25 protein-coding genes are annotated in these 23,585 nt (G+C 70.1%); 14 read left to right on the top strand and 11 right to left on the bottom strand.

The features are described from left to right. Positions 1 to 226: 226 nt before the first annotated feature. The 3 genes from J1M64_RS18240 to J1M64_RS18230 form a co-directional block, all read right to left on the bottom strand. Entirely contained in the window at positions 227 to 1,051 is an 825-nt protein-coding gene (locus J1M64_RS18240) for a thioesterase family protein (RefSeq protein WP_206475111.1), read from the bottom strand. Between the two features lie 22 nt (positions 1,052 to 1,073). Beyond that, positions 1,074 to 2,276 (bottom strand): acyl-CoA desaturase, encoded by a 1,203-nt coding sequence (locus tag J1M64_RS18235; protein WP_154830144.1) that lies wholly within the window; start codon positions 2,274 to 2,276, stop codon positions 1,074 to 1,076. Between the two features lie 93 nt (positions 2,277 to 2,369). Then, on the bottom strand, positions 2,370 to 3,398 hold the full coding sequence (locus tag J1M64_RS18230; protein WP_154830143.1) for an LLM class flavin-dependent oxidoreductase: 1,029 nt from the start codon (positions 3,396 to 3,398) through the stop codon (positions 2,370 to 2,372). 152 nt (positions 3,399 to 3,550) lie between these two features. Here J1M64_RS18230 and thiM point away from each other — a divergent pair, with 152 nt between their 5' ends. Both thiM and J1M64_RS18220 read left to right on the top strand, forming a co-directional pair. Continuing rightward, positions 3,551 to 4,357, top strand: coding sequence for a hydroxyethylthiazole kinase (gene thiM / locus J1M64_RS18225; protein WP_241261762.1), 807 nt, complete (start codon positions 3,551 to 3,553; stop codon positions 4,355 to 4,357). Further along, on the top strand, positions 4,354 to 5,067 hold the full coding sequence (locus J1M64_RS18220; RefSeq protein WP_206475109.1) for a thiamine phosphate synthase: 714 nt from the start codon (positions 4,354 to 4,356) through the stop codon (positions 5,065 to 5,067). Before thiM ends, J1M64_RS18220 begins: the two co-directional genes overlap by 4 nt. Positions 5,068 to 5,106: 39 nt before the next feature. Here the strand turns inward: J1M64_RS18220 and J1M64_RS18215 are convergent, their stop codons facing one another. Together J1M64_RS18215 and J1M64_RS18210 are read right to left on the bottom strand one after the other, a co-directional pair. Then, on the bottom strand, positions 5,107 to 5,787 hold the full coding sequence (locus J1M64_RS18215) for a TrkA family potassium uptake protein (protein WP_206475108.1): 681 nt from the start codon (positions 5,785 to 5,787) through the stop codon (positions 5,107 to 5,109). Further along, positions 5,780 to 7,156 (bottom strand): TrkH family potassium uptake protein, encoded by a 1,377-nt coding sequence (locus tag J1M64_RS18210; RefSeq protein WP_206475107.1) that lies wholly within the window; start codon positions 7,154 to 7,156, stop codon positions 5,780 to 5,782. The genes J1M64_RS18215 and J1M64_RS18210 overlap by 8 nt, the downstream gene beginning before the upstream one ends. A gap of 89 nt (positions 7,157 to 7,245) precedes the next feature. Here J1M64_RS18210 and J1M64_RS18205 point away from each other — a divergent pair, with 89 nt between their 5' ends. After that, positions 7,246 to 7,599 carry a VOC family protein gene (locus J1M64_RS18205; protein WP_206475106.1) on the top strand — a complete coding sequence of 118 codons (354 nt, stop codon included), beginning with the start codon at positions 7,246 to 7,248 and terminating at the stop codon, positions 7,597 to 7,599. On the opposite strand, the gene J1M64_RS18200 is transcribed toward J1M64_RS18205, so the two are convergent. Then, complete coding sequence (locus J1M64_RS18200; protein ID WP_206475105.1) at positions 7,596 to 8,504, bottom strand: sigma-70 family RNA polymerase sigma factor; 909 nt, start codon at positions 8,502 to 8,504, stop codon at positions 7,596 to 7,598. The genes J1M64_RS18205 and J1M64_RS18200 overlap by 4 nt on opposite strands. Continuing rightward, positions 8,501 to 9,001 carry a carboxymuconolactone decarboxylase family protein gene (locus J1M64_RS18195; RefSeq protein ID WP_241261751.1) on the bottom strand — a complete coding sequence of 167 codons (501 nt, stop codon included), beginning with the start codon at positions 8,999 to 9,001 and terminating at the stop codon, positions 8,501 to 8,503. Before J1M64_RS18195 ends, J1M64_RS18200 begins: the two co-directional genes overlap by 4 nt. 123 nt (positions 9,002 to 9,124) lie before the next feature. Between J1M64_RS18195 and J1M64_RS18190 the strand changes: the two genes are divergently transcribed. Next, positions 9,125 to 9,760 carry a DUF1707 domain-containing protein gene (locus tag J1M64_RS18190; protein WP_206475104.1) on the top strand — a complete coding sequence of 212 codons (636 nt, stop codon included), beginning with the start codon at positions 9,125 to 9,127 and terminating at the stop codon, positions 9,758 to 9,760. A gap of 1 nt (position 9,761) precedes the next feature. On the opposite strand, the gene J1M64_RS18185 is transcribed toward J1M64_RS18190, so the two are convergent. After that, entirely contained in the window at positions 9,762 to 10,208 is a 447-nt protein-coding gene (locus J1M64_RS18185; protein ID WP_206475103.1) for a hypothetical protein, read from the bottom strand. Positions 10,209 to 10,262: 54 nt separating this feature from the next. Further along, positions 10,263 to 11,645 (bottom strand): MFS transporter, encoded by a 1,383-nt coding sequence (locus J1M64_RS18180; RefSeq protein WP_206475102.1) that lies wholly within the window; start codon positions 11,643 to 11,645, stop codon positions 10,263 to 10,265. A 119-nt stretch (positions 11,646 to 11,764) separates the two neighbouring features. Between J1M64_RS18180 and J1M64_RS18175 the strand changes: the two genes are divergently transcribed. Further along, positions 11,765 to 13,666 (top strand): amidohydrolase family protein, encoded by a 1,902-nt coding sequence (locus J1M64_RS18175; RefSeq protein WP_374220872.1) that lies wholly within the window; start codon positions 11,765 to 11,767, stop codon positions 13,664 to 13,666. On the opposite strand, the gene J1M64_RS18170 is transcribed toward J1M64_RS18175, so the two are convergent. Then, positions 13,627 to 15,036, bottom strand: a complete 1,410-nt coding sequence (locus tag J1M64_RS18170; RefSeq protein WP_206475101.1) for a rhodanese-like domain-containing protein — start codon at positions 15,034 to 15,036, stop codon at positions 13,627 to 13,629. The genes J1M64_RS18175 and J1M64_RS18170 overlap by 40 nt on opposite strands. Positions 15,037 to 15,185: 149 nt before the next feature. Between J1M64_RS18170 and J1M64_RS18165 the strand changes: the two genes are divergently transcribed. Both J1M64_RS18165 and J1M64_RS18160 read left to right on the top strand, forming a co-directional pair. Then, positions 15,186 to 15,596 carry a PPOX class F420-dependent oxidoreductase gene (locus J1M64_RS18165; protein ID WP_067718824.1) on the top strand — a complete coding sequence of 137 codons (411 nt, stop codon included), beginning with the start codon at positions 15,186 to 15,188 and terminating at the stop codon, positions 15,594 to 15,596. 105 nt (positions 15,597 to 15,701) lie between these two features. Then, positions 15,702 to 16,274, top strand: a complete 573-nt coding sequence (locus J1M64_RS18160) for a peroxidase-related enzyme (protein ID WP_206475100.1) — start codon at positions 15,702 to 15,704, stop codon at positions 16,272 to 16,274. Here the strand turns inward: J1M64_RS18160 and J1M64_RS18155 are convergent, their stop codons facing one another. Then, the gene (locus tag J1M64_RS18155) at positions 16,275 to 16,997 is read right to left on the bottom strand and encodes a superoxide dismutase family protein (RefSeq protein ID WP_206475099.1); all 723 of its coding nucleotides are present in this window, start codon (positions 16,995 to 16,997) and stop codon (positions 16,275 to 16,277) included. 447 nt (positions 16,998 to 17,444) lie between these two features. Between J1M64_RS18155 and J1M64_RS18150 the strand changes: the two genes are divergently transcribed. From J1M64_RS18150 to J1M64_RS18120, 7 genes are all read left to right on the top strand, one after another. Beyond that, positions 17,445 to 17,696 (top strand): Flp family type IVb pilin, encoded by a 252-nt coding sequence (locus tag J1M64_RS18150; protein WP_206475098.1) that lies wholly within the window; start codon positions 17,445 to 17,447, stop codon positions 17,694 to 17,696. 119 nt (positions 17,697 to 17,815) lie between these two features. Beyond that, positions 17,816 to 18,208, top strand: a complete 393-nt coding sequence (locus J1M64_RS18145; RefSeq protein ID WP_206475097.1) for a TadE/TadG family type IV pilus assembly protein — start codon at positions 17,816 to 17,818, stop codon at positions 18,206 to 18,208. Then, complete coding sequence (locus J1M64_RS18140; RefSeq protein WP_241261750.1) at positions 18,205 to 19,140, top strand: pilus assembly protein TadG-related protein; 936 nt, start codon at positions 18,205 to 18,207, stop codon at positions 19,138 to 19,140. The genes J1M64_RS18145 and J1M64_RS18140 overlap by 4 nt, the downstream gene beginning before the upstream one ends. A gap of 10 nt (positions 19,141 to 19,150) precedes the next feature. Then, positions 19,151 to 19,870, top strand: coding sequence for a Flp pilus assembly protein CpaB (cpaB, locus tag J1M64_RS18135; RefSeq protein ID WP_206475095.1), 720 nt, complete (start codon positions 19,151 to 19,153; stop codon positions 19,868 to 19,870). Further along, complete coding sequence (locus J1M64_RS18130; protein WP_206475094.1) at positions 19,870 to 21,102, top strand: AAA family ATPase; 1,233 nt, start codon at positions 19,870 to 19,872, stop codon at positions 21,100 to 21,102. Before cpaB ends, J1M64_RS18130 begins: the two co-directional genes overlap by 1 nt. After that, entirely contained in the window at positions 21,099 to 22,601 is a 1,503-nt protein-coding gene (locus J1M64_RS18125) for a CpaF family protein (RefSeq protein ID WP_206475093.1), read from the top strand. The genes J1M64_RS18130 and J1M64_RS18125 overlap by 4 nt, the downstream gene beginning before the upstream one ends. Continuing rightward, the gene (locus J1M64_RS18120) at positions 22,598 to 23,542 is read left to right on the top strand and encodes a type II secretion system F family protein (protein WP_206475092.1); all 945 of its coding nucleotides are present in this window, start codon (positions 22,598 to 22,600) and stop codon (positions 23,540 to 23,542) included. Before J1M64_RS18125 ends, J1M64_RS18120 begins: the two co-directional genes overlap by 4 nt. Positions 23,543 to 23,585 lie beyond the last annotated feature (43 nt).

Here is a 23,585-nt window from a genome sequence, read left to right as displayed (position 1 = left end):
AGACCAGGCTCGATGAGCACTACCGCCAGCACGCGGGCCGCTACCGCAAACGACCCCAGATCCCCACCCCGAACACCACCGTCACGATCAACCTGGCAAACGACGGCTCACGACTGACGATCCCACCAATCGCCGCAACCCTCATCGCCGCCTGAATGACTCACAACAGGTTGACAATCACCGCCGATCCGGATTTCGAGTAGCGGATTTGGCGTTGGGGCGCCGGTCAGCCGAAGACTGTGATGGTCTGCCGGCTGATCGCCACCAGCTCACCGTCCGGCCGCCACAGCATCGCGTGGGTGTGCGCGTAGCCGTCGCGGGCGGCATCGGTGGCGGCGGCGTAGCCGAGGATCGACTCGGCCGGGAACGCCTCCGGGCGCACCTCGGCGATCAGCTCCAGCGTCCACGTCAGGCTGCTGCCGGGCGCGAAGCCGTCGAGCATCTGGATGGGAGCTGGCGGCCACGCGTCGGCCAACACCACCAGATGCTCTTCGTCGAACCGCTCCGGGGCCTCGCGCAGTGACGCCCACCCGGACAGGTCGGCCGTCTCGGAACCGGAGAACGGCAACTGGCCGCCGACCTGCCGCAGCTCGACGAACCGGTAGAACTCCGGCGTCAGCTTCTCGATGTAGGGGAACGCCTCGATCGCCGTCGGATCGCCCAGCGCCGGCATCGGATGGGCGGGCGCGACCGAGATCGACGACTGCCGGTGCTTGCCGAAGGCGGCCAGCGCGGTCGCGACGATCGCGCCCTCCTGCCGAACGGTCGCCTGGCACTGGACGACGTTGGAGCCCACGCGCAGGATCTCGGCGTCGACCTCAACGGGGCCGGTCGTCGCGGGGCCGATGAACGACACGGTGATCGACCGCAGCGGGTGGACGACGGGGGCCGAGCCGTCTCCGGTATCCCGACTACGCAGGCACCCCTTCATCGCGGCCAGCAGCAGGGCGCCGGTCAGGCCCCCGAAGATCGCCCTGCCCTGCGTCCAACCCTGCTCGACCTCGACGGTCCCGCCGCGCGCGGCGGCCTCCAACATGCTCGTCAGCGACATGCGGTCATTCTGTCACCGGGGGTCAGCGGCTCTGGTGGGCGCGTCCCTTCCGGACCCCGGCCAGCGCGGTGGCCAGACCGGGCATGCGCGGCCCGAGGGCGAACATCTTCTCGCTGCGGGTCTCCGGGGCGTTGTCGGCGGTGCGGCGGAGAAAACGGTCCGGCAGTGACAACCGCGCGATGGTTCGCCACGACTGCAGGTACTGCTTCCACAGCGGCCCGCTGACGTACGGCAGGTCGTATCGCTCGCACAGTTCGCGTACCTTGAGCGAGATCTCCGAGTACCGGTTGGACGGCAGGTCCGGGAACATGTGGTGCTCGATCTGGAACGACAGGTTGCCGGACATGAGGTTCATCGCCGGGCCGCCGTCGAGATTGGCACTGCCGAGCATCTGCCGCAGGTACCACTCCGCCTGCGTCTCGTTCTCGATGTCGTCCATGGTGAACTTCTCGGCACCGTCGGGGAAGTGCCCGCAGAAGATCACGGCGTTGGTCCAGATGTTGCGGATGATGTTGGCCGTGATCGTGGCGGTGAGGGCCTGGCGGCCGCTCGGTCCGGCGAGCACCGGGAAGAGGATGTAGTCCTTGAGGATCTGCTGGCCGGCCTTGCGCAGGAAGGCGCGGGCGCGGCGGCGGTCGGCCGGGGACGCGTCGCGGTCGAACGCGTCGGCCGTGTCGACTGCCTGGAGGCCGATCCCCCACTCGAAGCCGAGCATGAGGACCGCGTTGACGAGGACGTTCCCGGCGAACCGGGGCTCCCAGGGGATGTCCCGGGTCACGCGCAGGACGCCGAATCCCACGTCGTCGTCCACACCGACGATGTTGGTGTACTTGTGATGCAGGTAGTTGTGGGTGTGCTTCCAGTCGGCGGAGCTGCCGACGAGGTCCCATTCCCAGTTGGTCGAGTGGATCTCCGGATCGTTCATCCAGTCCCACTGGCCGTGCATGATGTTATGGCCGAGTTCCATATTCTCGAGGATCTTGGCCACGGCGAGGGTGCCGGTCCCGAGCGCCCAGACAGTGCGGTTGCGGGCGCCGAAGTACAGCAGCGCGCGGGCACCGAACTCCAGGCCTCGCTGGAGTTTGATGATGCTGTGGATGTAGCGGTAGTCGCGCTCCCCCCGGGAAGCGATGACCTCGGCGCGGACAGCGTCGAGCTCCCGCCCGAGCTCCTCTATCTGATCGGAGCTGAGGTGGGCGTATTCGCCGACATCGGAGATCGCCATGAGTTCAGGATAGGCCGGTTCGGGTGCCCGCGGCTACGGCTGCGGGTCCGGCCGCCCTGCTTTCGTGATCAAGGGCACCCGATCCGACCGGCGTCAGTCACTCCAGGCGCGGCGCAACACTTCCAGGGAGCCGTGGATCCGCTCGACCGTCGATCCCACCGGCGCGATCATCAGTTCGTCGGCCCCCGCCGTGCGCGCGAAGTCGGTGAGGTACTCGCGCACCGCCGGCCCGTCGCCGACCGCCGTGTAGTGGATCATGTGCAGGATCTGGCGACCGCCGGCGGACTCCATGATCATGTCGAGTTCCTCGTCGGAGAACTCGCGTCCGCGGCCGGCCATGAGCTTGACCCGCTGGCGGCGGTACCACTGCAGTTCGCGTTCGGCCCGCTCGGTGTCGTCGTCGGCCACCACGTTGACGGCGGCGATCATGTACGGCTCGGCCAGCTGCTCGCTGGGCTGGAAGCGCTCGCGGTAGACCTGCGAGGCCTGTTCGAGGGCGTCGGGCGCGAAGTGCGAGGCGAACGCGTACGGCAGCCCGTAGGCGGCGGCGAGCTGCGCGCCGAACAGGGACGAACCGAGGATGTACAGCGGCACCTTGGTGCCCCGCCCGGGGATGGCCGCGATCCCGCGCGTGCGGGCGAAGTCGGAGGGCGAGTCGCCGAGGAACGCCTGCAGCTCGCGGACGTCGTCGGGGAAGTTCTCGGCCGCCGACGGTTCGCGGCGCAGCGCACGCAGGGTCTGCGGGTCGGTGCCGGGGGCGCGCCCCAGGCCGAGGTCGATGCGTCCGGGGTGTAGCTCGGCGAGGGTGCCGAACTGCTCGGCGATCACGATCGGCGAGTGGTTGGGCAGCATCACGCCGCCGGAGCCGAGCCGGATCCGCTCCGTTTGCGAGGCGATGTGCGCCATGAGTACCGCCGGCGCCGAGGAGGCGATGGACGGCATGTTGTGGTGCTCGGAGTACCAGACCCGCTCGTAGCCCAGTTCCTCCGCCTTCTGCGCCAGCGCCACCGAATCCTGCAGTCCCTCCCCGATGCTCTGGCCGGGGCGGACGGTCGCGAAGTCGATGACGGACAGAGGCAGGGCGGCACTGGACTGGGGGGAGCTGGTCTCGGGGGAGGTCATGCCCCGTGCAACCCGGGCCCCCGGCAGGCTATTCCTGTTGGCGCCCGGGCGGGGGCGGCAGACTGGGGGGCATGTCCCCCGCTGCTGACCGCCCCGACAGCCCCGACAGCCCCGCCGGCCGTCCCGTCGACCTCGCCCGCCTCGTGACCGTCATGCGCGAGACCGGCCCGCTCGTGCACTGCCTGACCAACTCGGTGGTCCGGCAGATCACCGCGGACGTGCTGCTCGCCGCCGGGGCGGCGCCCGCGATGGTCGACCACCCCGACGAGGCCTCCGACTTCGCCGCCATCGCCGCCGGCGTGCTCATCAACGTCGGCAACCCGACGGCCGAGCAGGTCGAGGGCATGCACGCCGCGATCGCCTCCGCCCGCGCCGCCGGCACCCCGTGGGTGCTGGACCCGGTGGCGGTCGGCGGTCTGGTCCTGCGGACGGGGCTGGCCACCGACTGGCTGGAGGCCGGGCCCGCCGCGATCCGGGCGAACGCGTCGGAGACCATCGCGCTCGCCGGCACGGGGGCGGGCGGCCGGGGCGTGGATTCCACGGAGGATGTCCTCGCCGCCGAGTCCGCTGCCCGGGACCTCTCGGCCCGATCGGGGGCCGTGGTCGCCGTGACGGGGCCGCGGGACCTCGTCGTCACCCAGCGCCCCGGCCACCTCGGCGAGGCCGCGCCTCCCACCCGCACCACGTGGGTCGAGTCGGGTCACCCGCTGCTGCAGAAGGTCATCGGCACCGGCTGCGCCCTCGGGGCGCTCACGGCGGCCTATCTCGGGGCGGCGCGGTCGGCCGGGATCGCGGACCACGACGCGGTGGTCGCCGCTCACGCCCACGCCGGCGCCGCGGGGACGGTCGCCGGACGCACCGCGGCGGGTCCGGGCAGCTTCGCCGTGGCGTGGCTCGACGCCCTGTACACGCTGACCCCGGAGGAGATCGCGGGCCTGGTCACGGTGTCGGAGGCGTGAGCGGCGCCGGCGTCGACTGGCGCCTCTACCTGGTGACCGATCCCCACCTGGGCGGCGGGCGCGACGCGGTGCCGGGGATCGCCCACGAGGCGGTGCTGGGCGGGGTGGGTGTGGTCCAGGTGCGGGACAAGGAGTGCGACGACGACGAGTTCGCCACGCACGCCGCCGCCGTCGCGGAGTCCGTCGCGCGGGCGTGCGCCGAGACGGGCCGTGACGTGCCGGTGTTCGTCAACGATCGTCTCGACGTCGCGCGGGAGCTGGGACTGCACCTGCACATCGGCCAGCGGGACGTGCCGTTCGCGGCGGCCCGCGCGGCGCTGCCGGACGGGCTGATGCTGGGGTTGTCGATCGAGTCGGACGCGCAGTTGGCGGCGGCGACGACGGGGCCGGGACCGGCGCCGGACGTGATCGGGGTGAGCCCGGTGTGGTCGACGGCTACCAAGACAGACACCGCCGACGCGCTCGGTCCCGCCGGTGCGGACCGGTTGGCCCGGGCCGCGCACTCCTACCGCCGACCCGGGGGCGTCCCCGGCGATGCCGACGCGGGCATCCGCGCGGTGGGGATCGGCGGGGTCACGCCCCTGACCGTCGCGCGGTTGGCCGCGACCGAGCTGGACGGGGTCTGCGTGGTCTCGTCGATCATGGCCGCCGCGGACCCGCGGGCCGCGGCCGCCGACCTGCTCGCCCGCTGGGACGCCGCACGCCGCTGATCCGGGGCACGCGTGCAGGGGCCGGGCGCCCGGCGCTGGTTATCTCTTGCGCTCGGAGAAGTCGGCGAACCGCTCCAGGTCGCGGACGTGGCCGGACACGATGATGACGTCGTCCGCGCCGATGATGGTCTCCGGCTGGGCGTACTGGAACGGGGTGCCCGGTGCCTTGATGCCGACGATGTTGACCTTGTGACGCTTGCGTGGGTGGCAGTAGTCGATCGACTTGCCGATGACGTCCCGCGGTGGCCGCATCTTGACGATGGCGAAGTCCTCGTCGAACTCGATGAAGTCCATCATCTGGTTGGCCACCAGGTGGGCCACGCGGACGCCGGCGTCGTGCTCGGGGAACACCACGTGGTCGCATCCGATGCGGGTGAGGATCTTGCCGTGGGCCTGGTTGATCGCCTTGGCCCAGACCTGCTCGATCCCCAGGTCGACGAGATTCACCGCGACCAGCACGGACGACTCGATCGAGGTGCCCACGCCGACGACGGCGGTGGAGAAGTCCTGGGCCCCGAGCTGTTGGAGTGCCTCGAGGTCGGTGGCGTCGGCTTCGACCACGTGGGTCAGGGAGTCGGCGTATCTCTGGACGAGTCCGTGGTCGCGTTCGACCGCGAGGACCTCCCGGCCCTGTCCGACGAGTTGGGTGGCGAGGGAGACGCCGAACCGGCCCAGGCCGATGATGAGGACTGGGGACTGGCGGCGGGTGCGATCAGCCAATGATCGGCCTCTCTGTGGGTAGGCGATACCTGGTCCGCTTTGCTCGCATGGTCAGCGCGGTGGCGAAGGTGATGATGCCGACTCGTCCGGCGAACATCAGCCCGGACAGAAGGTACACCCCCGCCGGCTCGAGCTCAGCGCTGAGACCTGAGCTCAACCCGCAGGTGGCGAAAGCGGAGATGGACTCGAACAGGGGGCGTCCGAGATCCTCTCCGGTGAGGATCATCAGGGCCAGGGCGGAGCCGGCGACCAGCGTGAGACCCATCCCGGCCACGGACACCGCGACCCGGATCGACGAGGTGGGCAGCGCGCGGCCGTGTGCCGTGGCGTCCTCCCGGCCCCGGGCCTCGGCGAGGAAGGCCAGGAAGATGACGGCCAGGGTGGTGACCTTGACGCCGCCGGCGGTCGAGACCGAACCGCCCCCCACGAACATCAGGGCGTCGGTGATGAGCATGGTCGACGCGGTCGTGTCGACGGGGTCCATGATGGCGAAGCCCCCGGAGCGCATCATCACCGAGGCGAATACCGAGTGCTGCAGTTTGTCGACCACGCCCTCGCCACCGAGGGTGGCCCCGTTGCTCCACTCGAGCGCGGCGAAGCCGAGTGCGCCGACGAGCATGAGCAGCACGCTGACCTCGACCGTGAGGCGGGTGTGGAGGTTCCAGCGTCCCAGGTGCCACTGGTGCTTCCACAGCACCAACAGGACGGGGAAGCCCAGACTGCCCAGGAACACGGCGCAGATCAGCGCCCAGAACACGACCGGGTCGTCGGCGACCGAGGCCAGGCCGTCGGGGTGGAGGACGAACCCGGCGTTGTTGAACGCCGACACCGCGTAGAACACCGCGCGCCACAGCCCGTCCCCGAACGTGCCCTGCTGGGCGATGAACCGGGGCGCGAGGATGAGCGCGATGACGAGTTCCACCAGGGCGGACGAGACGACGATGGTCTTGATCAGCGATCGGACCTCGCCCAGCCCACCCGCCGACACGCCCGTCTGGGCGAGCAGCCGGGTACGCACCCCGAACTGCCGGGTCACCGAGAGCGCCAACAGGGAGGAGATCGTGACGATCCCCAGGCCACCGAGCTGGATGCCCGCGAGGATCACCACCTGCCCGGCCGTGGACCAGTGGGTCGCGGTGTCAACGGTGGTCAGGCCGGTCACCGACACGGCGGAGGTGGCGGTGAACACCGCGTCGTGCAGGTGCGCGTGCTCTCCCGAGGAGGTGGCCCAGGGCATCATCAGCAGCACCGTGAAGACCACGATCGCCGCGGCGAACGCCAGGAGCGCCGAGCGGGCCGGGGAACTGTAGGTGAACGCCCGGGCTGCCTGCGCGCCCGAGGACACGACCCCCGGAATCGTCGAGACCATGCCGAGAGGGTAATCCCGGCCGCCGCGTCGGCCACAGTTGGTGCGCGAAGTCGTTACTGAACGGCGTCAACACTCGTAACGTCGGCGGTATGCCACGGATCCCTCTCGAAATCACGCTGGTCGAGTTCCCCAGCACCTCGATGTCCGCCACGAGCGAGTTTCTCGCGACGGTCTGCGGCTGGGAACCCACCGTGTACGGGGGGTCGTACACCTGCTTGGCCGGCGGGGGCATCGACGTGGGCGTGCAGGGGGACGACGACGAGCAGTCCCCCGCCCCGCTCATGGTGATCCGCGTCCCCGACCTCGACGAGGCCCGCGAGCGGGTCGAGGCCGCCGGCGGCGTGGTGACGTTCGGGCCGTTCGACTTCCCCGGTGGCCGTCGTTTCCATTTCCGGGAGCCCGCCGGGAGCGAGATGGCGATGTGGGTGCCGGCGCCGGTCTAGGACCGTCCGGCCGGCGCGAACCCCTCGGGCAGTGCGAGCCGGGTGAGCTTGTCCGGGTTGCTGTGGAAGTAGAGGCGTGAGATCTGGCCGTCGACCACGCCGACCTGCGCCACCCGCAGGACCCCGCGGGCGAGGACCGCCAGCGCGAACTCGCCGTTGACCTCGACGGGCGCGATCATCCCGCCCGAGAGTTCCGTGGCCTTGATGAGGAAGTAGGCGCACTTGCGGGCCCCCACGATGTCGCGCCGGGCGGCGTTGACCTTGCCACCGCCGTCCGAGATCACGCGGGCGTCCGCGGTGAGGGCGGCGATCGTCTGCGGGAGATCGCCGGCCAGGACGGCCTCCACCAGGGTCGAGATCACCGCGTCCGAGGCGGGTTCGGGTGGACGCAGGTCGGACGCCAGGCGGTGCCGGGCCCGGCTCACCCACTGGCGGACGGTGGCCACGGCCGCGCCCAGGGTGTCGGCGATCTCCGCGTAGGGCAGCTCGTACGCCTCACGCAGGACGAAGGCCGCGCGCTCATCCGGGCCCAGCTGTTCGTAGGCCAGCAGCACGGCGATCCGCAGATCGTCGCGGCGCTCGGCCCAGTCCGCCGGCAGCAGGGCGGTGTCGACGGGCTCGGGCAGCCACTCGCCCACGTAGTCCTCCCGCTTGCGCCGGCGCAGCCGGTCCAGACACAGCCGGGTCGCGACGGTGGTCAGCCACGCGTCGACGTTCCGGGGCGCGGACGCCGGATCGAGCGCCACCCACCGCGCGAGCGCCTCGTCGGCGGCGTCCTCGGCGTCGGCCCAGGTCCCGGTGATGCGGTAGCCCACCCCGAGCAGTCGGCCCCGCACCCGCTCCAGCGCGGCGCGGTCCGCCAGCGCGGTGCCGGCCGCGGGGGGCGCGGGCGGGGCCACGGTCATGGCCGGGTCGCCGGTTCCAGGTCGCTCGGGACGAGACCGCGCAGCGTCGCCGGGTCCTTGCGGGTGGCGATCGCTATCCGGTTCCATGCGTTGATCGTGACGATCTCCATGACCAGCTGTCCAGCCCCACCTCCGCCCCGGTGGCGGACCACCTCGTCCCACAGCTCGTCGGGCACGGAGTCCTCGCCGTCGATGTGGGTGACGGTGTCCGCGAACGCGAGGACCGCCCGCTCGGCCGGGGACAGGTCCTCAGCGTGGGCGCGCCAGTTCTCGGAGACCGCGATCCGGGCCTGGCTCCAGCCGTCCTTGCGTGCGTCTCGTCGATGCATGGCCAGGCAGTAGCGACAGCCGTTCACCGCGGAGACTCGGAGCCGGATGAGGTGGCTGTCCTCCCGCGAGACCCGCGCCCGCGAGTAGGCCTCGAGTGCCAGCATGGGCGCCATCGCGCCCGCACTGACCTGTTTGCGCTGTTCGGTGCTGTGTCGTGGTGTGCTCATGTCTCTTCGACGCACGAGCACCACCGGATGTGACACGGTCACCCCGCTTTCTCCCCGCCCCACGACGCGGATCAGGGCGGTCCCCTATGGCGTCGGGGGCCGGGCCGTCCTAGCGTTGAGCCCATGACCGACCCGGACGACCTGCTCCTCTCCGACGCCGAGCGGTTGCACGCCCTCATGGCGCTCGGCGACCACTACGCGTCCGGCCGACTCGACGACGCCGAGTTCCACGCCCGCTCCGGCGATGTGGCCGCGTCCCGCACCCTCGGCCAGCTGCGCGGCTCCTTCGCCGACCTGCCCGGGGGGACGCCGCTGACCTCGGTGGACGGCATGATCGTGCACTCGGCCGCTGCCTCCGGTGGGGAACTGGAGGTCTCCTCGTCGTCGTCGCCGTCGTCGTCGTTGTCGTCGTCCCCCGCCGTCGCGGTGACGCCCGCCGGTCGTGGCACCGACGCCGACCTGGAGGACCTGCGCAAGCGCGGCTCGCTCGTCGAGTCGCTGGACGGCGTCGTGCTGGGGCTGACGTTGGTCACGTTCCTCGTGCTGCAGATCATCGTGGACTGGCAGTACGCGTGGATCGTGTGGCCGTCGCTGGCGCTCACCCTGGGGATCCCGCGCCTGATCCTGCGATACACGGATTCCGAGGAGGAAACGTACGAGAAGCTCAAGAAGGCCGACAAGAAGGCCCGTGAGGACCGACTGCGCGCGGCGAACGAGCGGATCCGCGAGCTGGGTGACGGTCGGGAGAACCGCGCCTGAGCTACCCGACCCCGTCCGCACGGTCGGTGTCCCGCTCACGGGCGCCGCCGTTCTGCTCGTGGGTGACTCCGGGCTCCTCGCGCCTGGCCAGGGCCGCGGCCACCACGGGGAACAGTGCCATGCCCAGCCCCACGGCCACGATGATCGTCCCGATCCCCAGCGAGGCGAGGACGGGGACACGGCGCTGGGCGAGCTCGGCGTCGCACGCCTCCTGGGCCTCCGTGCTCGGCTGGGGACGCTCGCCGCGCAGGAGGTCCTTCCAGCTCAGCGAGGTGAGGGCGTTGTCCTTGTCGCGGGCCTCGGTGTAGTCGGGGCTGAAGTAGGTGCCGCAGTCCACTCGCTGCACGAAGCCGCCCGTGGACACGCCGAGGCTGCCCAGCAGGATCCCGCCGAGCACCACGAGCAGGCCGAGGACGGCGACGAGGGCACCGATCACGCGAGTGGTCACGGCGCTATCGTCACATCCCCGGTGCGACAGCGCATCCGGGCCGGACGGCCGCGGTCAGGTGTCCTCGAGCGCGACCCCCTTGCGCTCGGGGAGGGTGAAGGCGGCGAGGGCGGCGACGACGAAGGCCGCAGCGAAGACACCGAACACCATCGCGGTGTCGCCCAGATCGAGCAGGAGCGGCACGAGCAGTGGCGCGATGATGGAGGCGATCCGCCCGAACGCCGCCGCGGCGCCGGTGCCGGACCCGCGGGTCGAGGTGGGGTAGAGCTCCGGGCCGATCGCGTACAGGGCGCCCCACGCACCGAGGTTGAAGAACGACAGCGCCATGCCGGCGGCGATGATCGTGGCCGGGGAGTCCGCCAGGCCGAACAGCCCGGCCGCCACCGCCGAACCGGTGAGGAACACCGCGAGCGTGACCCGCCGACCCCAGATCTCGATGAGCCACGCCGCCACCGCGTACCCCGGCAGCTGGGCGAGGGTGATGATGAGCGTGTAGCCGAACGACTTCACCAGGTCGAAGCCCTGTGAGACGAGCAGGCTGGGCAGCCAGATGAAGGCGCCGTAGTAGGAGAAGTTGATCCCGAACCACACGATCCACAGGGCGGCGGTGCGCTTACGCAGGCGCGCGGACCAGATGGACTCGGCGGGCTCGGAGGGCTCGGCGGGCTCGGCGGGCGATGCGAGCGCGGCGCCGGTGGCGACGGACGCGGCCCCGTCGGCGCCGGCATGAGCGGGCGCGGCCGTGGACGGCGCGGCCGGCGGCTCGACCCCTGCGGACGCCTCGTAGTCGCGGACGATCCGCTCGGCCTCGTCGACGCGGCCCGTCGATTCCAGGTAGCGCACCGATTCGGGCAGTCCGAATCGCACGACCAGCGCGTACGCGGCCGGGATGATCCCGATGGCCAGGGCCCACCGCCACCCGTCGTCGCCGACCGGCACCACGAAGTAGCCGATGAGGGCGGCCATGATCCAGCCGACGGCCCAGAACCCCTCGAGGATCACCACCACCCTGCCGCGGATCCGGCGGGGCGCGAACTCGCTGACCAGGGTGGACGCCACCGGCAGCTCGGCGCCCAGGCCCAGGCCGACGATGAACCGCAGCACGATGAGCATGGCGATGCCGGTCGACAGGGCCGCCGCGCCGGTGGCGAGGCCGTAGACCAGCAGGGTGGCGGCGAAGACCTGGCGTCGACCTATCTTGTCGGCGAGCAGTCCGCCGAGGGCGGCGCCGATCGCCATCCCCACGAACCCGATGGACCCGACCCAGGACAGCTCGGTGGGCGAGAGCGACCAGTGGACCGCCAATGCCGCCATGACGAACGAGATGAGGCCGACGTCCATGGCATCGAGTGCCCAGCCCACGCCCGAGCCGAGCAGCAGCTTGCGGTGCTTGCGGGTGAACGGCAGGCCGTCCAGGCGCTCCGTGCGGGTCGTCATGGCGGCCACGCTACTCGGCATCCCTGACACAGCCCGGTGCCAACCCGGGCTGGACATGGACGAATGTCCGAGTAGCCTGGGGGCAGCTGTGTTCCACATCACATCAGGAGGAGTTCCTCGTGAGCATCACCGAGAACGCCGCTCGCGCCGATCGCGCTGAGCACGCCGAGAACGCCGAGAACGCCAGCCCGGGCGGGGCGGACTTCGACGTCGTCATCCGCGGGGGCACGGTCTTCGACGGCACCGGCGCCCCCGGCGTCCGCGCGGACGTCGGGATCCGGGCCGGTGTCGTGGCGGCGATCAGCCCCGCGCCGCTGCCCGTCTCGCCCGGCACGCAGGTCGTGGAAGCCGAGGGGCGGTGGGTGACACCCGGATTCGTGGACACCCACACCCACTACGACGTCGAACTGCTCGTCTCCCCGGCCCTGGGCGAATCCGTTCGGCACGGGGTGACCACGGTCCTGGTGGGCAACTGCTCCATCTCGGGCGTGTACTCGGGCGCCGTCGACGTCGCCGACCTGTTCAGCCGCGTCGAGGCCCTGCCCCGCGACTCGGTGCTGGCGGCGCTCGAGCAGAAGAAGACCTGGTCGGGCCCGTCGGACTGGCGGCGCACGGTCGAGGACCTGCCACTGGGACCCAACGTCGCGTCGTTCCTCGGCCACTCCGACGTCCGCGCCTCGGTGATGGGGTTGGGCCGGGCGACCGACCCCACGCAGTCCCCCAGCCGCGACGAGTTGCGCAAGATCGACCGCCGCATCAACGCCGCTCTCGACGAGGGCTTCCTCGGCGTGTCCACCATGACCAATCCGTGGGACAAGATGGACGGTGACCGCTACCGCTCGCGGACCCTGCCCTCCACGCACGCCTCGTGGGGCGAGTTCCGGCGGATCAGCCGGCTGCTGCGTCGCCGCGACCGCGTCCTGCAGGGCGTGCCCAACCTCAACACCAAGGTCGACGTGGCCTTCTACGCCGCCACCAGCACCGGGCTCTTCCGCAAGTCCCTGCGTGTCTCGCTGCTGGCCGCCGCCGACACGCTGGCCGAGCCGTGGGTCAACCGCATCTTTCGGCCCATCGCCTTTGCCGCCAACACCCTGGGCCGCGGCAAGTTCGTGTGGCAGCACCTGCCCACGACATTCAAGGTGTGGGCCGACGGGATCGACCTGGTGGTGTTCGAGGAGTTCGGCTCCGGCCGCGAGGCACTGCACCTGGTCGACGAGATGGCCCGCACCGACCTGCTCGAGCAGGAGAGCTACCGGCGCTGGTTCCGCCGCGACTTCGAGAAGCGCTTCAGCCCGCGCGTGTGGCACCGGGACTTCGACGACGCGCTCATCGTCGCCTGCCCCGACGAGTCGCTGGTCGGCCAGACCGTCGGCGACGTCGCCCGCGCCCGGAAGCTCCACCCGGCAGACGCCTACCTCGACCTGGTGGTCGAGTACGTCACCGACTTCCGCTGGACCACCACCATCGCCAACGCGCGGGAGAAGGTCGCCAACCGGCTCGTGCGGACCCCGGGTGTGACGATCGGTTTCTCCGACGCCGGCGCGCACCTGCGCAACATGGCTTTTTACAACTTCGGCATCCGCCTGCTCGAGCGCGTCCACCAGGCACAACTCAAGGGCGCGCCGTTCCTCACCACCGAGGAGGCCGTGTACAAGCTCACCGGCGAGCTGGCGGACTTCTACCGCCTCGACGCCGGGCGCCTGCAGGTGGGCGCGCGAGCGGACGTGGTGGTGGTGGACCCGTCCGGGCTCGACGGCGAGTCCCTCGACTACCACGAGGAGGCCATGGACGAGTTCGGCGGGATCCGCCGGATGGTCAACCGCAACGACCGGGCGGTCGCGGCGACGATCATCGGCGGCCGCGTGGTGTGGTCCGACGGGGAGTTCGCAGACGGCTACGGACGCGACTTCGCAGCGGGCCGGTTCCTCCCCGCGGGCGAGGCCGTGGCACCGCGCCCGGTGGCGGCGCCACGGCCGGCCGCTCACTCGGTGGGCATCCCGGCGTCCTCCCAGGCGGAGTAGCTGCCCTCGAGCTCGGTGACGTCGTAACCGACGCTGCGCAGTGAGCTGGCGACCACCGAGCTGCGGGTGCCGGACTGGCAGTAGGTGACGATCTTCCCCGAGTCGGGCAGTTCGTCGCGCTCCCACATCACCTGGCCGCCGTGCAGCTGGGTGGCATCGGGGACGTGGCCTTCCTCGTACTCGGAGGTGGCGCGGACGTCGAGCACCATGGCGTGCTCGTGGGACTCCAGGTCCTTCGGGTCCACCGTCTCCGGGCGGAACGTGGGCAGTCCGTCGGTGGAGGTGACGTACCCGCGCGTGGTGTCGACCCCCACCCGGATGACGTGGCGCCGCAGCTCGTCGGCCTCCTCGGCGTCCTCGGCGAGGAAGACCAGGCCGCGGGCGTCGGACTCCGGATCGATCGCCCAGCCGGCGTAGGTGCCCGCCTGGCCGGCGGGCAGGTTGATGGCGCGGTCGACGGTGCCGTCGTGGACGTCGTCGGCGGGGCGGGGGTCGACGACGACGAGGTCACCGGATTCGATGCCGGAGGCCACCTCCTCCGCTGGCAGCTCCCGCAGCTCTGGTAGGGGATTGCCGAGCACGGAGGGGCCGTCCCGGTTCTCGCGCTTCATCCGCCCGAAGTACGCCGGCGCGTCGGGCTGGCCATCGAGGAGTTCGGAGATGAAGCCCTCCTCGTCGTCGTTCTCCACGTACGTCGGCCACCACGCGAACTTCCGCTCGTATCCCACCGAGCTGGACGGCAAGGCCCCCAGGGACTTGCCGCAGGCCGAGCCCGCGCCGTGGGCCGGGAACACCTGGACGTGGTCGGGCAGGGTGAGGAAGCGCTCGCGCAGGCTGGCGAACAGCTGCTTGGCGCTCTCGAAGCGGGTGTCCTCGTCGTTCGACGCGTTGCCGCCGGTGGTCTCGTCGAGCAGGTCCGGTCGGCCGAGGTCACCACAGAACACGAAGTCGCCGGTGAGCGCGTAGCCGGGCTCGTCGGCGAACGCACCGTCAGTGACGAGGAACATCAGGTGCTCGGGCGTGTGGCCGGGGGTGTGCACGGCCTTGAGCTGGACATTGCCGAGCTCGATGGTGTCGCCGTCGCGGAGCCGCTCACCCTCGAACCCATAGCGCCAGTCGTCACCGCCCTCGTCGGAGAGGTAGACGGTGGCGCCGGTCGCGGCGGCCAGTTCGCGGGTGCCGGACAGGTAGTCGGCGTGGATGTGGGTCTCGGTGACCTTGACGATGCTCATGCCGTGCTGGTCGGCCATGTCGAAATAGGCCCGCAGGTCGCGGCTGGGGTCCACGACGATCGCCTCGCTGCTGCTCTGGCAGCCGATGAAGTAGCTGGCGTGGGCCAGGTCGTAGTCATAGATGCGTTCGAGAAGCATTGTGCTGCGTCCTTTTTCCTTGGGGGAACACGTACATCATCCACCGTAAAACCCTGCGGGGTATCTGGCTACCGGTCGGTTCGTGCGCCGTCGCGGTCGGGCAGCGCACACTGGGGGCGAACCGCAACGCCGATGGAAGGATCCCCGCCGTGACCGATTCTCACCTGGACGACGACACCCGCGCCGTCCTGCTCGCACCCAACCCGGCCGTCATGGCGACGCTGCGCAAGGACGGCTCCCCGGTCACCGTGCCGACCTGGTATCGACTCGTGGAGGGTGACCGGATCCACCTCAACCTCGACGCCGGCCGAGTGCGGCTGCAGCACCTCCGACGCGACCCGCGGGTGGCACTGTCCGTCATCGCGTCCGAGGACTGGTACACCCACGCGAGCATCCAGGGGCGGGTCGTGGAGATCGCCGACGACCCGGACCTGTCCGGCATCGACGCCCTGAGCACGCACTACACCGGCGAGCCGTACCCGGTGCGCGACCGCGCCCGCGTGGACGCGTGGGTGGAGATCGACCACGTCCACGTGTGGGGGCAACTCCGCGAGTCCTGAGCGCAGGTGGGGAGCGCGGGGGAGGGCCCGCTGAACGCGTCCGGCGATCCCGCGTGCGTCCTACGCTGTGGCGACCCCTCGCCCGTCTACGCCCCGGAGACCTCCATGTCGGACCGCTATCCCCTCGCCGATCTCAACGACCTGCCCGATGACCTGCGCGAGCGGATCCTCGCCGAGCAAGAGAAGGCCGGGTTCGTGCCCGAGGTGTTCCTGATGTTCGGGCGCCGCCCCGCCGAGTCGCGGGCGTTCTTCGCCTACCACGACGCGCTGATGGAACGCGAGGGCAACCTGTCCAAGGCGGACAAGGAGATGATCGTGGTGACCATCTCCGGGCAGAACAGCTGCCTGTTCTGCGTGGTGGCGCACGGGGCGATCCTGCGGATCGTCAAGAAGGCGCCGATGATCGCCGACCAGCTGGCGGTGAACTACCGCAAGGCCGACCTCACGCCGCGCGAGCGGGCGATCTGCGACTTCGCGACCAAGGTCAACCTGCACTCCGACGAGCTGGGCGACGCCGACTTCGCCGCCCTGCACGAGCACGGACTCGACGACGAGGACGCGTGGGACATCGCCGCGATCACCGGGCTGTTCGGGCTGAGCAACCGGCTGGCGAACGCCACCGACATGCGCCCGAACCCGGAGTTCTACCTCATGGGCCGGGTGCCGCGGCAGAAGTAGTCAGCCCTCCTCGGTCACTACCCCGCAGGCGATGCGGCTCCCGCCGTCGCCGGCGTTGCGCGTCTCCTCGTCGGCCCCCTCGGGCGCGTAGCGCTCGGGGATGTTGGCGAGGTTGTCGGAGTTCTCGTGGACCATCAAGGTCGAGCCGTCCTCGTCCAGGAGCAGGTCGCGGTCCAGGCGGTCGGTGAGCGTGGCGATCCGGGCCGTGCCGTCCTCGGTCACGTAGAGGGTCGGCAGGTCCCCGGCGTGCTCGGGGTGGCCGGCTTCGCCGCCGGGGCCCGCCAGGTGGCCGCCGGCGGAGAGGAACGCGCCCCGCTCGCCCGGCTGGGTGGGGTTCTCACTGTCGGGCTCGCACAGGCCCGTGCCGTGGATGTGCAGACCGTGGAACCCGGGCTCCAGGTCGGTCGCCTCGACGGTGACGAGCGTGCCACCGTCGGCCTCGGCGAACTCGGCCGTCCCCCGCGGCTCACCCTCGGGGTTCACCAGCTCGGCGGTCGCGAACGCCTGGCCGCCGGCGTTCTGGCCGGACGTCTGCGTGGTGGTCGCGGAGGCGCTGGTCTCGGACGTGTTGCCCGCGCCATCTTGGGGAGTGACGTCGCCCCCGGCGGCTGGGGAGTCCTCTCCGGTGCCGCATGCGGCCAGCAGAAGCGCGGTTGCAGACAGGGCCACGAAGGTCGAACTCCTCCGGGCGCGGCGGGCGGTGGACACGGTGCGTGCGGTCATCAATAACCTCCTCGGACGGCGTCGTGAGGGTGGCGGTACCGAGGCGGACCCGGTACGCAACCGCGTATGCGGCAGCGAGTTTCGGCGGCAGATTACGCCCGCTTCGGCCCTACCACAAAGTAAGAAGTCACTTGCACTTCTTACTCAGGTGCCGTTCACCTCGCAGCCGCACTAACGGACCGGCGTCCTGATGCCGAGCTCGAGCGGGCAGACCAGCGCCTCCGAGACCCGTTGCGCTGGTCGATATCTCGCGGGGCGCAGGCCCCGCGAGCACGGCAAATGCGTGCTTCCTATGAAGTTCATCACGCAAACATATCTGAACGCTTGCACAACCTGAGAAGCGGGTGCATACTCTTCTCAGTCCCCGCACAGATTCCTCTGGCCCTCGCGGGGCGTCCCTCCCCCTCGAGCCACCGGCTCAATCCCTCGCAAGAAAGGGTTCACACAATGAACCAGGTCTATGCCCTCATGGTCACCTTCCAGGCGTTCCTCGACGATCGCTTCGAGAACCGCAAGGACCGCGGCGCGACTGCCGTGGAGTACGGCCTGATGGTTGGGCTGATCGCAGTGGCGATCATTCTTGCCGTCGTCTTCTTGGGCGAGACGGTCCGCGACCTCTTTACCGGGACCGGTAACGCCCTGACGGAAGGCACCGCGGATGCCAACCTCAACACCGAAATCGGCGGCGGCGAGGGCTAAGAGTCGGTACGCGTTCGCCTCTGGCGTAGCCTTAATCGCTGCGCCAGAGGCGGAGTACCCTGGGAAAGTTTCAGCCCAGATCCTCTCCACGTCCCTGCCCCCTCCCCTCAGGCGCCGCAATGATCACGCCCTCACGTGACCGCGGAGCAGCCGCAGTTGAATTCGCGCTCGTACTGCCGATACTCCTGCTCCTAGTCCTCGGAATCCTCGAGTTCGGACGCGCTTACCACGTCCAAACCACCCTCTCCAATGCCGCACGCGACGGCGTCCGGGTCATGGCACTGCAGGACAGTGCCACCGCCGCGATCGCGGCGGTGGAGACTTCCGCCAGCCCCCTCGACCTTTCCGATGCCGACGTCACCATCACCCCGACCGCCGGCTGCTCGTCGGCCCTGACGGGTGCCGGGCTCGCGTCGGTCACGATCGAGTACCCGTTTTCCCTGGTCTCAGGATTTCTTCCCATCGACGACCTCACTCTCACCGGGAAGGGGACCATGAGATGCTTCGGATGAACGAGGATCGCGGCGCAATCGCAGTGTTCATCGCGATCCTCATCGTCCCCCTCCTCGGATTCGCCGCCATCTCCCTCGACATAGCTGCTACCCATGCGGAGAGACAACAGCTCCAGACGGGCGCGGACGCAGCTGCGCTCGCCATCGCCCAGGACTGCGCCCGCAAGAACTGCGGCGCGCCGGCCGAGACTGCGCAATCGCTGGCGACGCTCAACAGCAACTCAGCGGCCGCAGTGGCGGACGTCGACCCGATTCCCACCGAGGCATCCGGGCGAGTCACAGTTCGCACCTCCGCGGTCCGACAGCATTGGTTTGCGCCGGTTCTGGGTGTCGACTCGACCGAGCTCGCGACGTTCGCCACTGCTGGCTGGGGTTCCCCAACGGGCGGCACATCGGCCCTTCCGATGATCTTCTCTCTCTGCGATTTCAACAAGTACTCGGTGGACGGGCGCCCATCGGGTCGAGAGCAGGTGATCATCACCACGCCGGCGGGCACGTGCACAGACTCAGTGGACGGTTCCCCCACCTACCTTCCGGGCGGCTTCGGCTGGTTGGAGACCGACGTCAAGAAGAGCTGCAACGCCACCACGCGGATCGGCACCCGGGCCGAGAGCGAACCGGGCAATACGGCAAAGCACTGCGATCTCTCGACTATCCGCGACCGAACGATCCTCGTGCCGATCTTCGACGACGCCGACCCGGATGAGAAAGGCGGCCAGGGAAGAGGCGCCTGGTACATGGTGTATGGCTACGCGGCGTTCACCGTGACCGGATACCACTTCTCCGGCCAGAGCTGGAACCCACCTTGCCGCGGCAATGAACGGTGCATCAGCGGCTACTTCACCACCGTGCTCCAAGAAGACCCCGACTTCGACTACGGACCGGGTGGGCCCGATCTGGGCGCCGCCGCCGTCGTCCTACTACCCGACTAGTGAGAGCCCAATGAACCGACGTCTCGTCTCCGCCATCGCGGCCGGCGTACTCGCGATCCTCGGCGCAGTGCTGCTGGTCAGCTACGTCAACAACGCGGACAGCCGCGCGATGGCGAACATGGACCCGATCGAGGTGCTGGTCGTGTCCGCACCCATCGCCCAGGGGACACCTGCTGAAGAAGTCGCCGCGTCGGTGACGACCCAGCGCCTGCCCAAGGCTGCAGTCGGGCCCGATGCTGTCCGGTCTCTCGCAGAGGTGGCCGGCCGAGTTGCCGCGACCGACCTACAGCCCGGCGAGCAGGTCCTTGGCGCCCGATTCGTTACCCGGCAGTCGTTGGAGCGGTTCGGCGGCATCCCGGTCCCGGAGGGCTACCACCAGGTGACCATCCCGCTCGACGCACCGCGAGTCGTCGGCGGCACCGTGACTCCCGGGGACACAGTGGGCGTGTTCGTCACCCTCGGCGACGGATCGACCCATCTCGTCCTACGGAAGATCCTCGTCACCCGCGTCCAGGGCGGGCTCGGTGCGACCCAGCCGAACGAAGGGATCGAGAACCCCGACGCGGCACCAGTCCCAGAGGGCGGTGCCATGATCACGATGGCGCTCACCACTGACCAGGCCCAAACGGTCGCGTTCTCAGTCGAGCACGGGAGCATCTGGCTGTCCCTCGAGGATTCCACCGTTCCGCAGGACGGCACCGGCCGGGTCGATGCAAGGGATTTCTACTGATGAGCCGCATACTGATCGCCACCGATTCCGCCGACCTTCGCGGGAGGGTCGCCACCGCGACCGGCGAGCCGATCTCGGTGATCGCCGGGAGCCCCCTGCCGACCGGTCCGTCGCAGCTGTTCCAGCAGCTCGGGCCGGGCGTCGCCATCCCCCAGGTCGTGGTGATCGACGTCGCCGCCGGCCGCAACGAGGCTCTGCAGCTCTCGTCCCGCCTCGCCGCCGAGTGCCCCGGTATGGCCGTGGTGCTGGTGAGCGAACATCCCGACGCCTTCGCTCTGGCCGCCCTCCGGGCCGGCGCGTGCGACGTGGTGCACCCCGAAGCCGAGGTCGGCGAGCTCGCCGCGGTGCTCGGTCGGGCCGCCCAGGTCGCCGCCTCGACCGCACCTCAGGGTCCGGGCGACCCCGCCATGAACGGCAGCGCCAGCACGCGCGGCCGCGTCATCAGCGTCGTCTCGCCCAAGGGTGGGGTCGGCAAGACGACCGTCGCCACCAACCTCGCAGTGGGTCTCGCCCGGACAGCCCCGCTCTCAACAGTGATTGTTGACCTCGACGTGCAGTTCGGTGACGTGGCCAGCGCCCTCAACCTGGACCCCGAACACACACTCCTTGATGTGGTCCGCGGCCCGGCCGTCCAAGACTCCATGGTGCTCAAGACCTTCCTCACGCAGCACCAGACCGGCCTCTACGCCGTGTGCGGGCCGACCTCGCCCGCCGACGCCGACGACATCACCGCCGCCGACGTGGCCCAGCTCCTGCAGACCCTCGCTTCGGAGTTCCGGTACGTCGTGGTGGACACCGCGCCTGGACTCGACGACCACGCCCTCGCCGCAATCGACCAGGCCGACGAACTGGTCACGCTGACCAGCCTCGATGTGCCCGGGGTCCGCGGGCTGCGCAAGGAACTGAACATCCTGCGCGACCTGGGGCTGAACCTCGAGAAGCGGCACGTCGTGGTGAACTTCGCCCACCCCCGCAGCGGGCTCACCAAAGCGGACGTCGAGGCCACCATCGGCACCGGCGTCGACCTGGTCCTCCCCCGCAGCAAGGCAGTCCCCGTGTCGGTCAACCAGGGAGTGCCCCTGCTGCAGAGCGATGGCCGCGATGCGATGGCCAAGCAACTGCGCAAGCTGGTCGACCGGTTCACCCCGGCCCCCATGCGCCCCACCGCGACGGCCGTACTGACCGCCGAGGGTGGTCGGCACCGACTCCGCCGGAAGCGGGTGAAGGCATGAGCCTGTCCGAACGCCTCCGCGCGGCCCGCGTCGCCCCGGGCGCCACCGGTACCGACGCGCCCGCGTCCGACGCCGCATCATCGATTCCCACCGCGCCGCCCTCGACACCGGCTGTGGTCGCCCCGACCGGGACGACGAAGCCGGCCACTGCCACCAGCACTTCGTCCACGAAGACCGCAGGGAGCGCACCCGCCGACGATCCCACCGCCGATCCGCTGGTCGCCCTCAAGGAACGCGCGGCCAGCGCTCTGTTCGAGCGCATCGGTGCTCGCCTGAACAACCCGTCGCTCACCGAGGAGCAGCTCCACGCCATGGTGCGGAGCGAGCTCAACAAGGTCGTCGAGGACGAGACCGTCCCACTCACGAGCGACCAGCGGGTGCGTCTGATCACCGACGTGCAGGCCGACGTGCTGGGCCACGGCCCACTCGAGAAGATGCTCGACGACCCGGAGATCACCGAGATCATGGTCAACGGCCCCGACATGATCTTTGTCGAACGCGCAGGCCAGCTCACCCGCCATCCCTCCAGGTTCGCCTCGGAGGAACACCTCCGGCAGGTCATCGAGCGGATCGTCTCCCGCATCGGCCGCCGCGTCGACGAATCCTCCCCGCTGGTCGACGCCCGACTCGCCGACGGCTCGCGCGTCAACGCAGTCATCCCGCCGCTGGCCGTCAACGGCTCCTCGCTGACCATCCGGAAGTTCTCCAAGGACCCGTTCAAGGTCCACGACCTCATCCGGTTCGGCACCCTCACCCCGGAAATGTCCGAACTGCTGCAGGCGTGCGTGGAGGCACGGCTCAACATCATCGTCTCCGGAGGCACCGGCTCCGGCAAGACCACCCTGCTCAACGTCCTGTCCTCCTACATCCCCGAGGGCGAGCGGATCGTCACCATCGAGGACGCCGTGGAACTGCAGCTCCAGCAGGATCACGTGGTCCGTCTTGAGTCCCGCCCGGCCAACATCGAGGGCCGCGGTGAGATCACAATCCGCGAGTTGGTGCGCAACTCCCTGCGAATGCGGCCCGACCGCATCGTCGTCGGCGAGGTCCGCGGCGGAGAGACCCTCGACATGCTCCAGGCCATGAACACCGGCCACGACGGGTCACTCTCCACCGTCCACTCCAATTCGCCACGTGACGCCATCGCCCGACTGGAAACCCTGGTCCTCATGGCCGGCATGGACCTGCCCCTGCGGGCCATCCGCGAGCAGATCGCCTCCGCCGTCGACGTGATCATCCAGCTCACCCGGCTCCGCGACGGCACCCGCCGCGTCACGGCCGTCACGGAGGTCCAGGGCATGGAGGGGCAGACCGTCACCCTGCAGGACGCCTTCCTCTTCGACTACTCCGCCGGCCTCGGCCCCGACGGCAAGTTCCTCGGCAAGCCCCAGGCCACCGGCGTCCGGCCTCGCTTCACCGACCGGTTCAACGAACTCGGCATCACCCTGTCCCCACGCGTATTCGGCGCGACCACCGAGAACCCCGGATCCATCCGATGAGCCAGACGCTGTTGTCCCCCGTGGGATTCGCGATCGCCGCCCTCACGCTCGCGCTGCTCACGGGCGGCTACCTCATCCTCTCGCCCGCTCCGGGTCGGATTCCGCGGGAGCGCCGGCGGCCCGGCATGGCAGAGGGTCCCGGGCCGATCAGCCGCGCGGCCACCGCCGCCACCGAAGCGATCGACTCCCTCCTGCGCCGCCGCGGGACCACCGGAGCCGGCCAAATCGAACGCGCCGGAGTCCGCATGGGGCTCCAGGACTACGTCTTCCTCGTCGTCGTCGCCGCGATCGTCGCGTTCGCCCTCGGCCTCATCCTCGTCGGTCCGCTGATGGGCACGTTCCTGGCCCTTCTCGCGCCCGCAGGTGGCTACGCCCTTCTACAGATTCTCGCTTCTCGCCGTCGCGCCAAGTTCGCCGACCAACTCGACGATTCCCTGCAGCTCATGTCCAGCAGCCTGCGCGCCGGACACTCCATGCTGCAGGCGCTGGCCTCCGTCGCACGCGAAGCCGAACAACCTACGTCCGAGGAGTTCGCGCGGATCATCAACGAGACCCGCGTCGGCCGCGACCTCGGCCCCGCCCTCGAGGAGACCGCCAACCGGATGGGCAGCCAGGACTTCGTGTGGGTCACGCAGGCCATCGCCATCAATCGCGAGGTCGGCGGCAACCTGGCCGAGGTCCTCGACGCCGTGGGCCACACCATCCGCGAGCGCAACCAGATCCGCCGGCAGGTGGCGGCCCTGGCCGCCGAGGGCAAGCTCTCCGCGTACGTCCTCATGGCGCTGCCGTTCGGCATCGGCGGGTTCCTGTTCATCTCCAACCCGACCTATATCGGCGTGCTCACCCAGAGCCCGCTCGGCTGGGGGATGATCGCGGCCGGCGTGGTGATGCTGACCATCGGCGGCATATGGCTGAGCAAGGTCGTCCGCATCAAGTTCTGACATGGTCGGCCCCTCCCTCAGGGTCGTCCCTCCTCCCCTCCCT

Source organism: Dietzia sp. KRD202, from assembly GCF_017168155.1.
Classification (GTDB): domain Bacteria; phylum Actinomycetota; class Actinomycetes; order Mycobacteriales; family Mycobacteriaceae; genus Dietzia; species Dietzia kunjamensis.
Note: the sequence above shows the minus strand (reverse complement) of the source record. Positions and strands in the feature narration are given on the sequence as shown.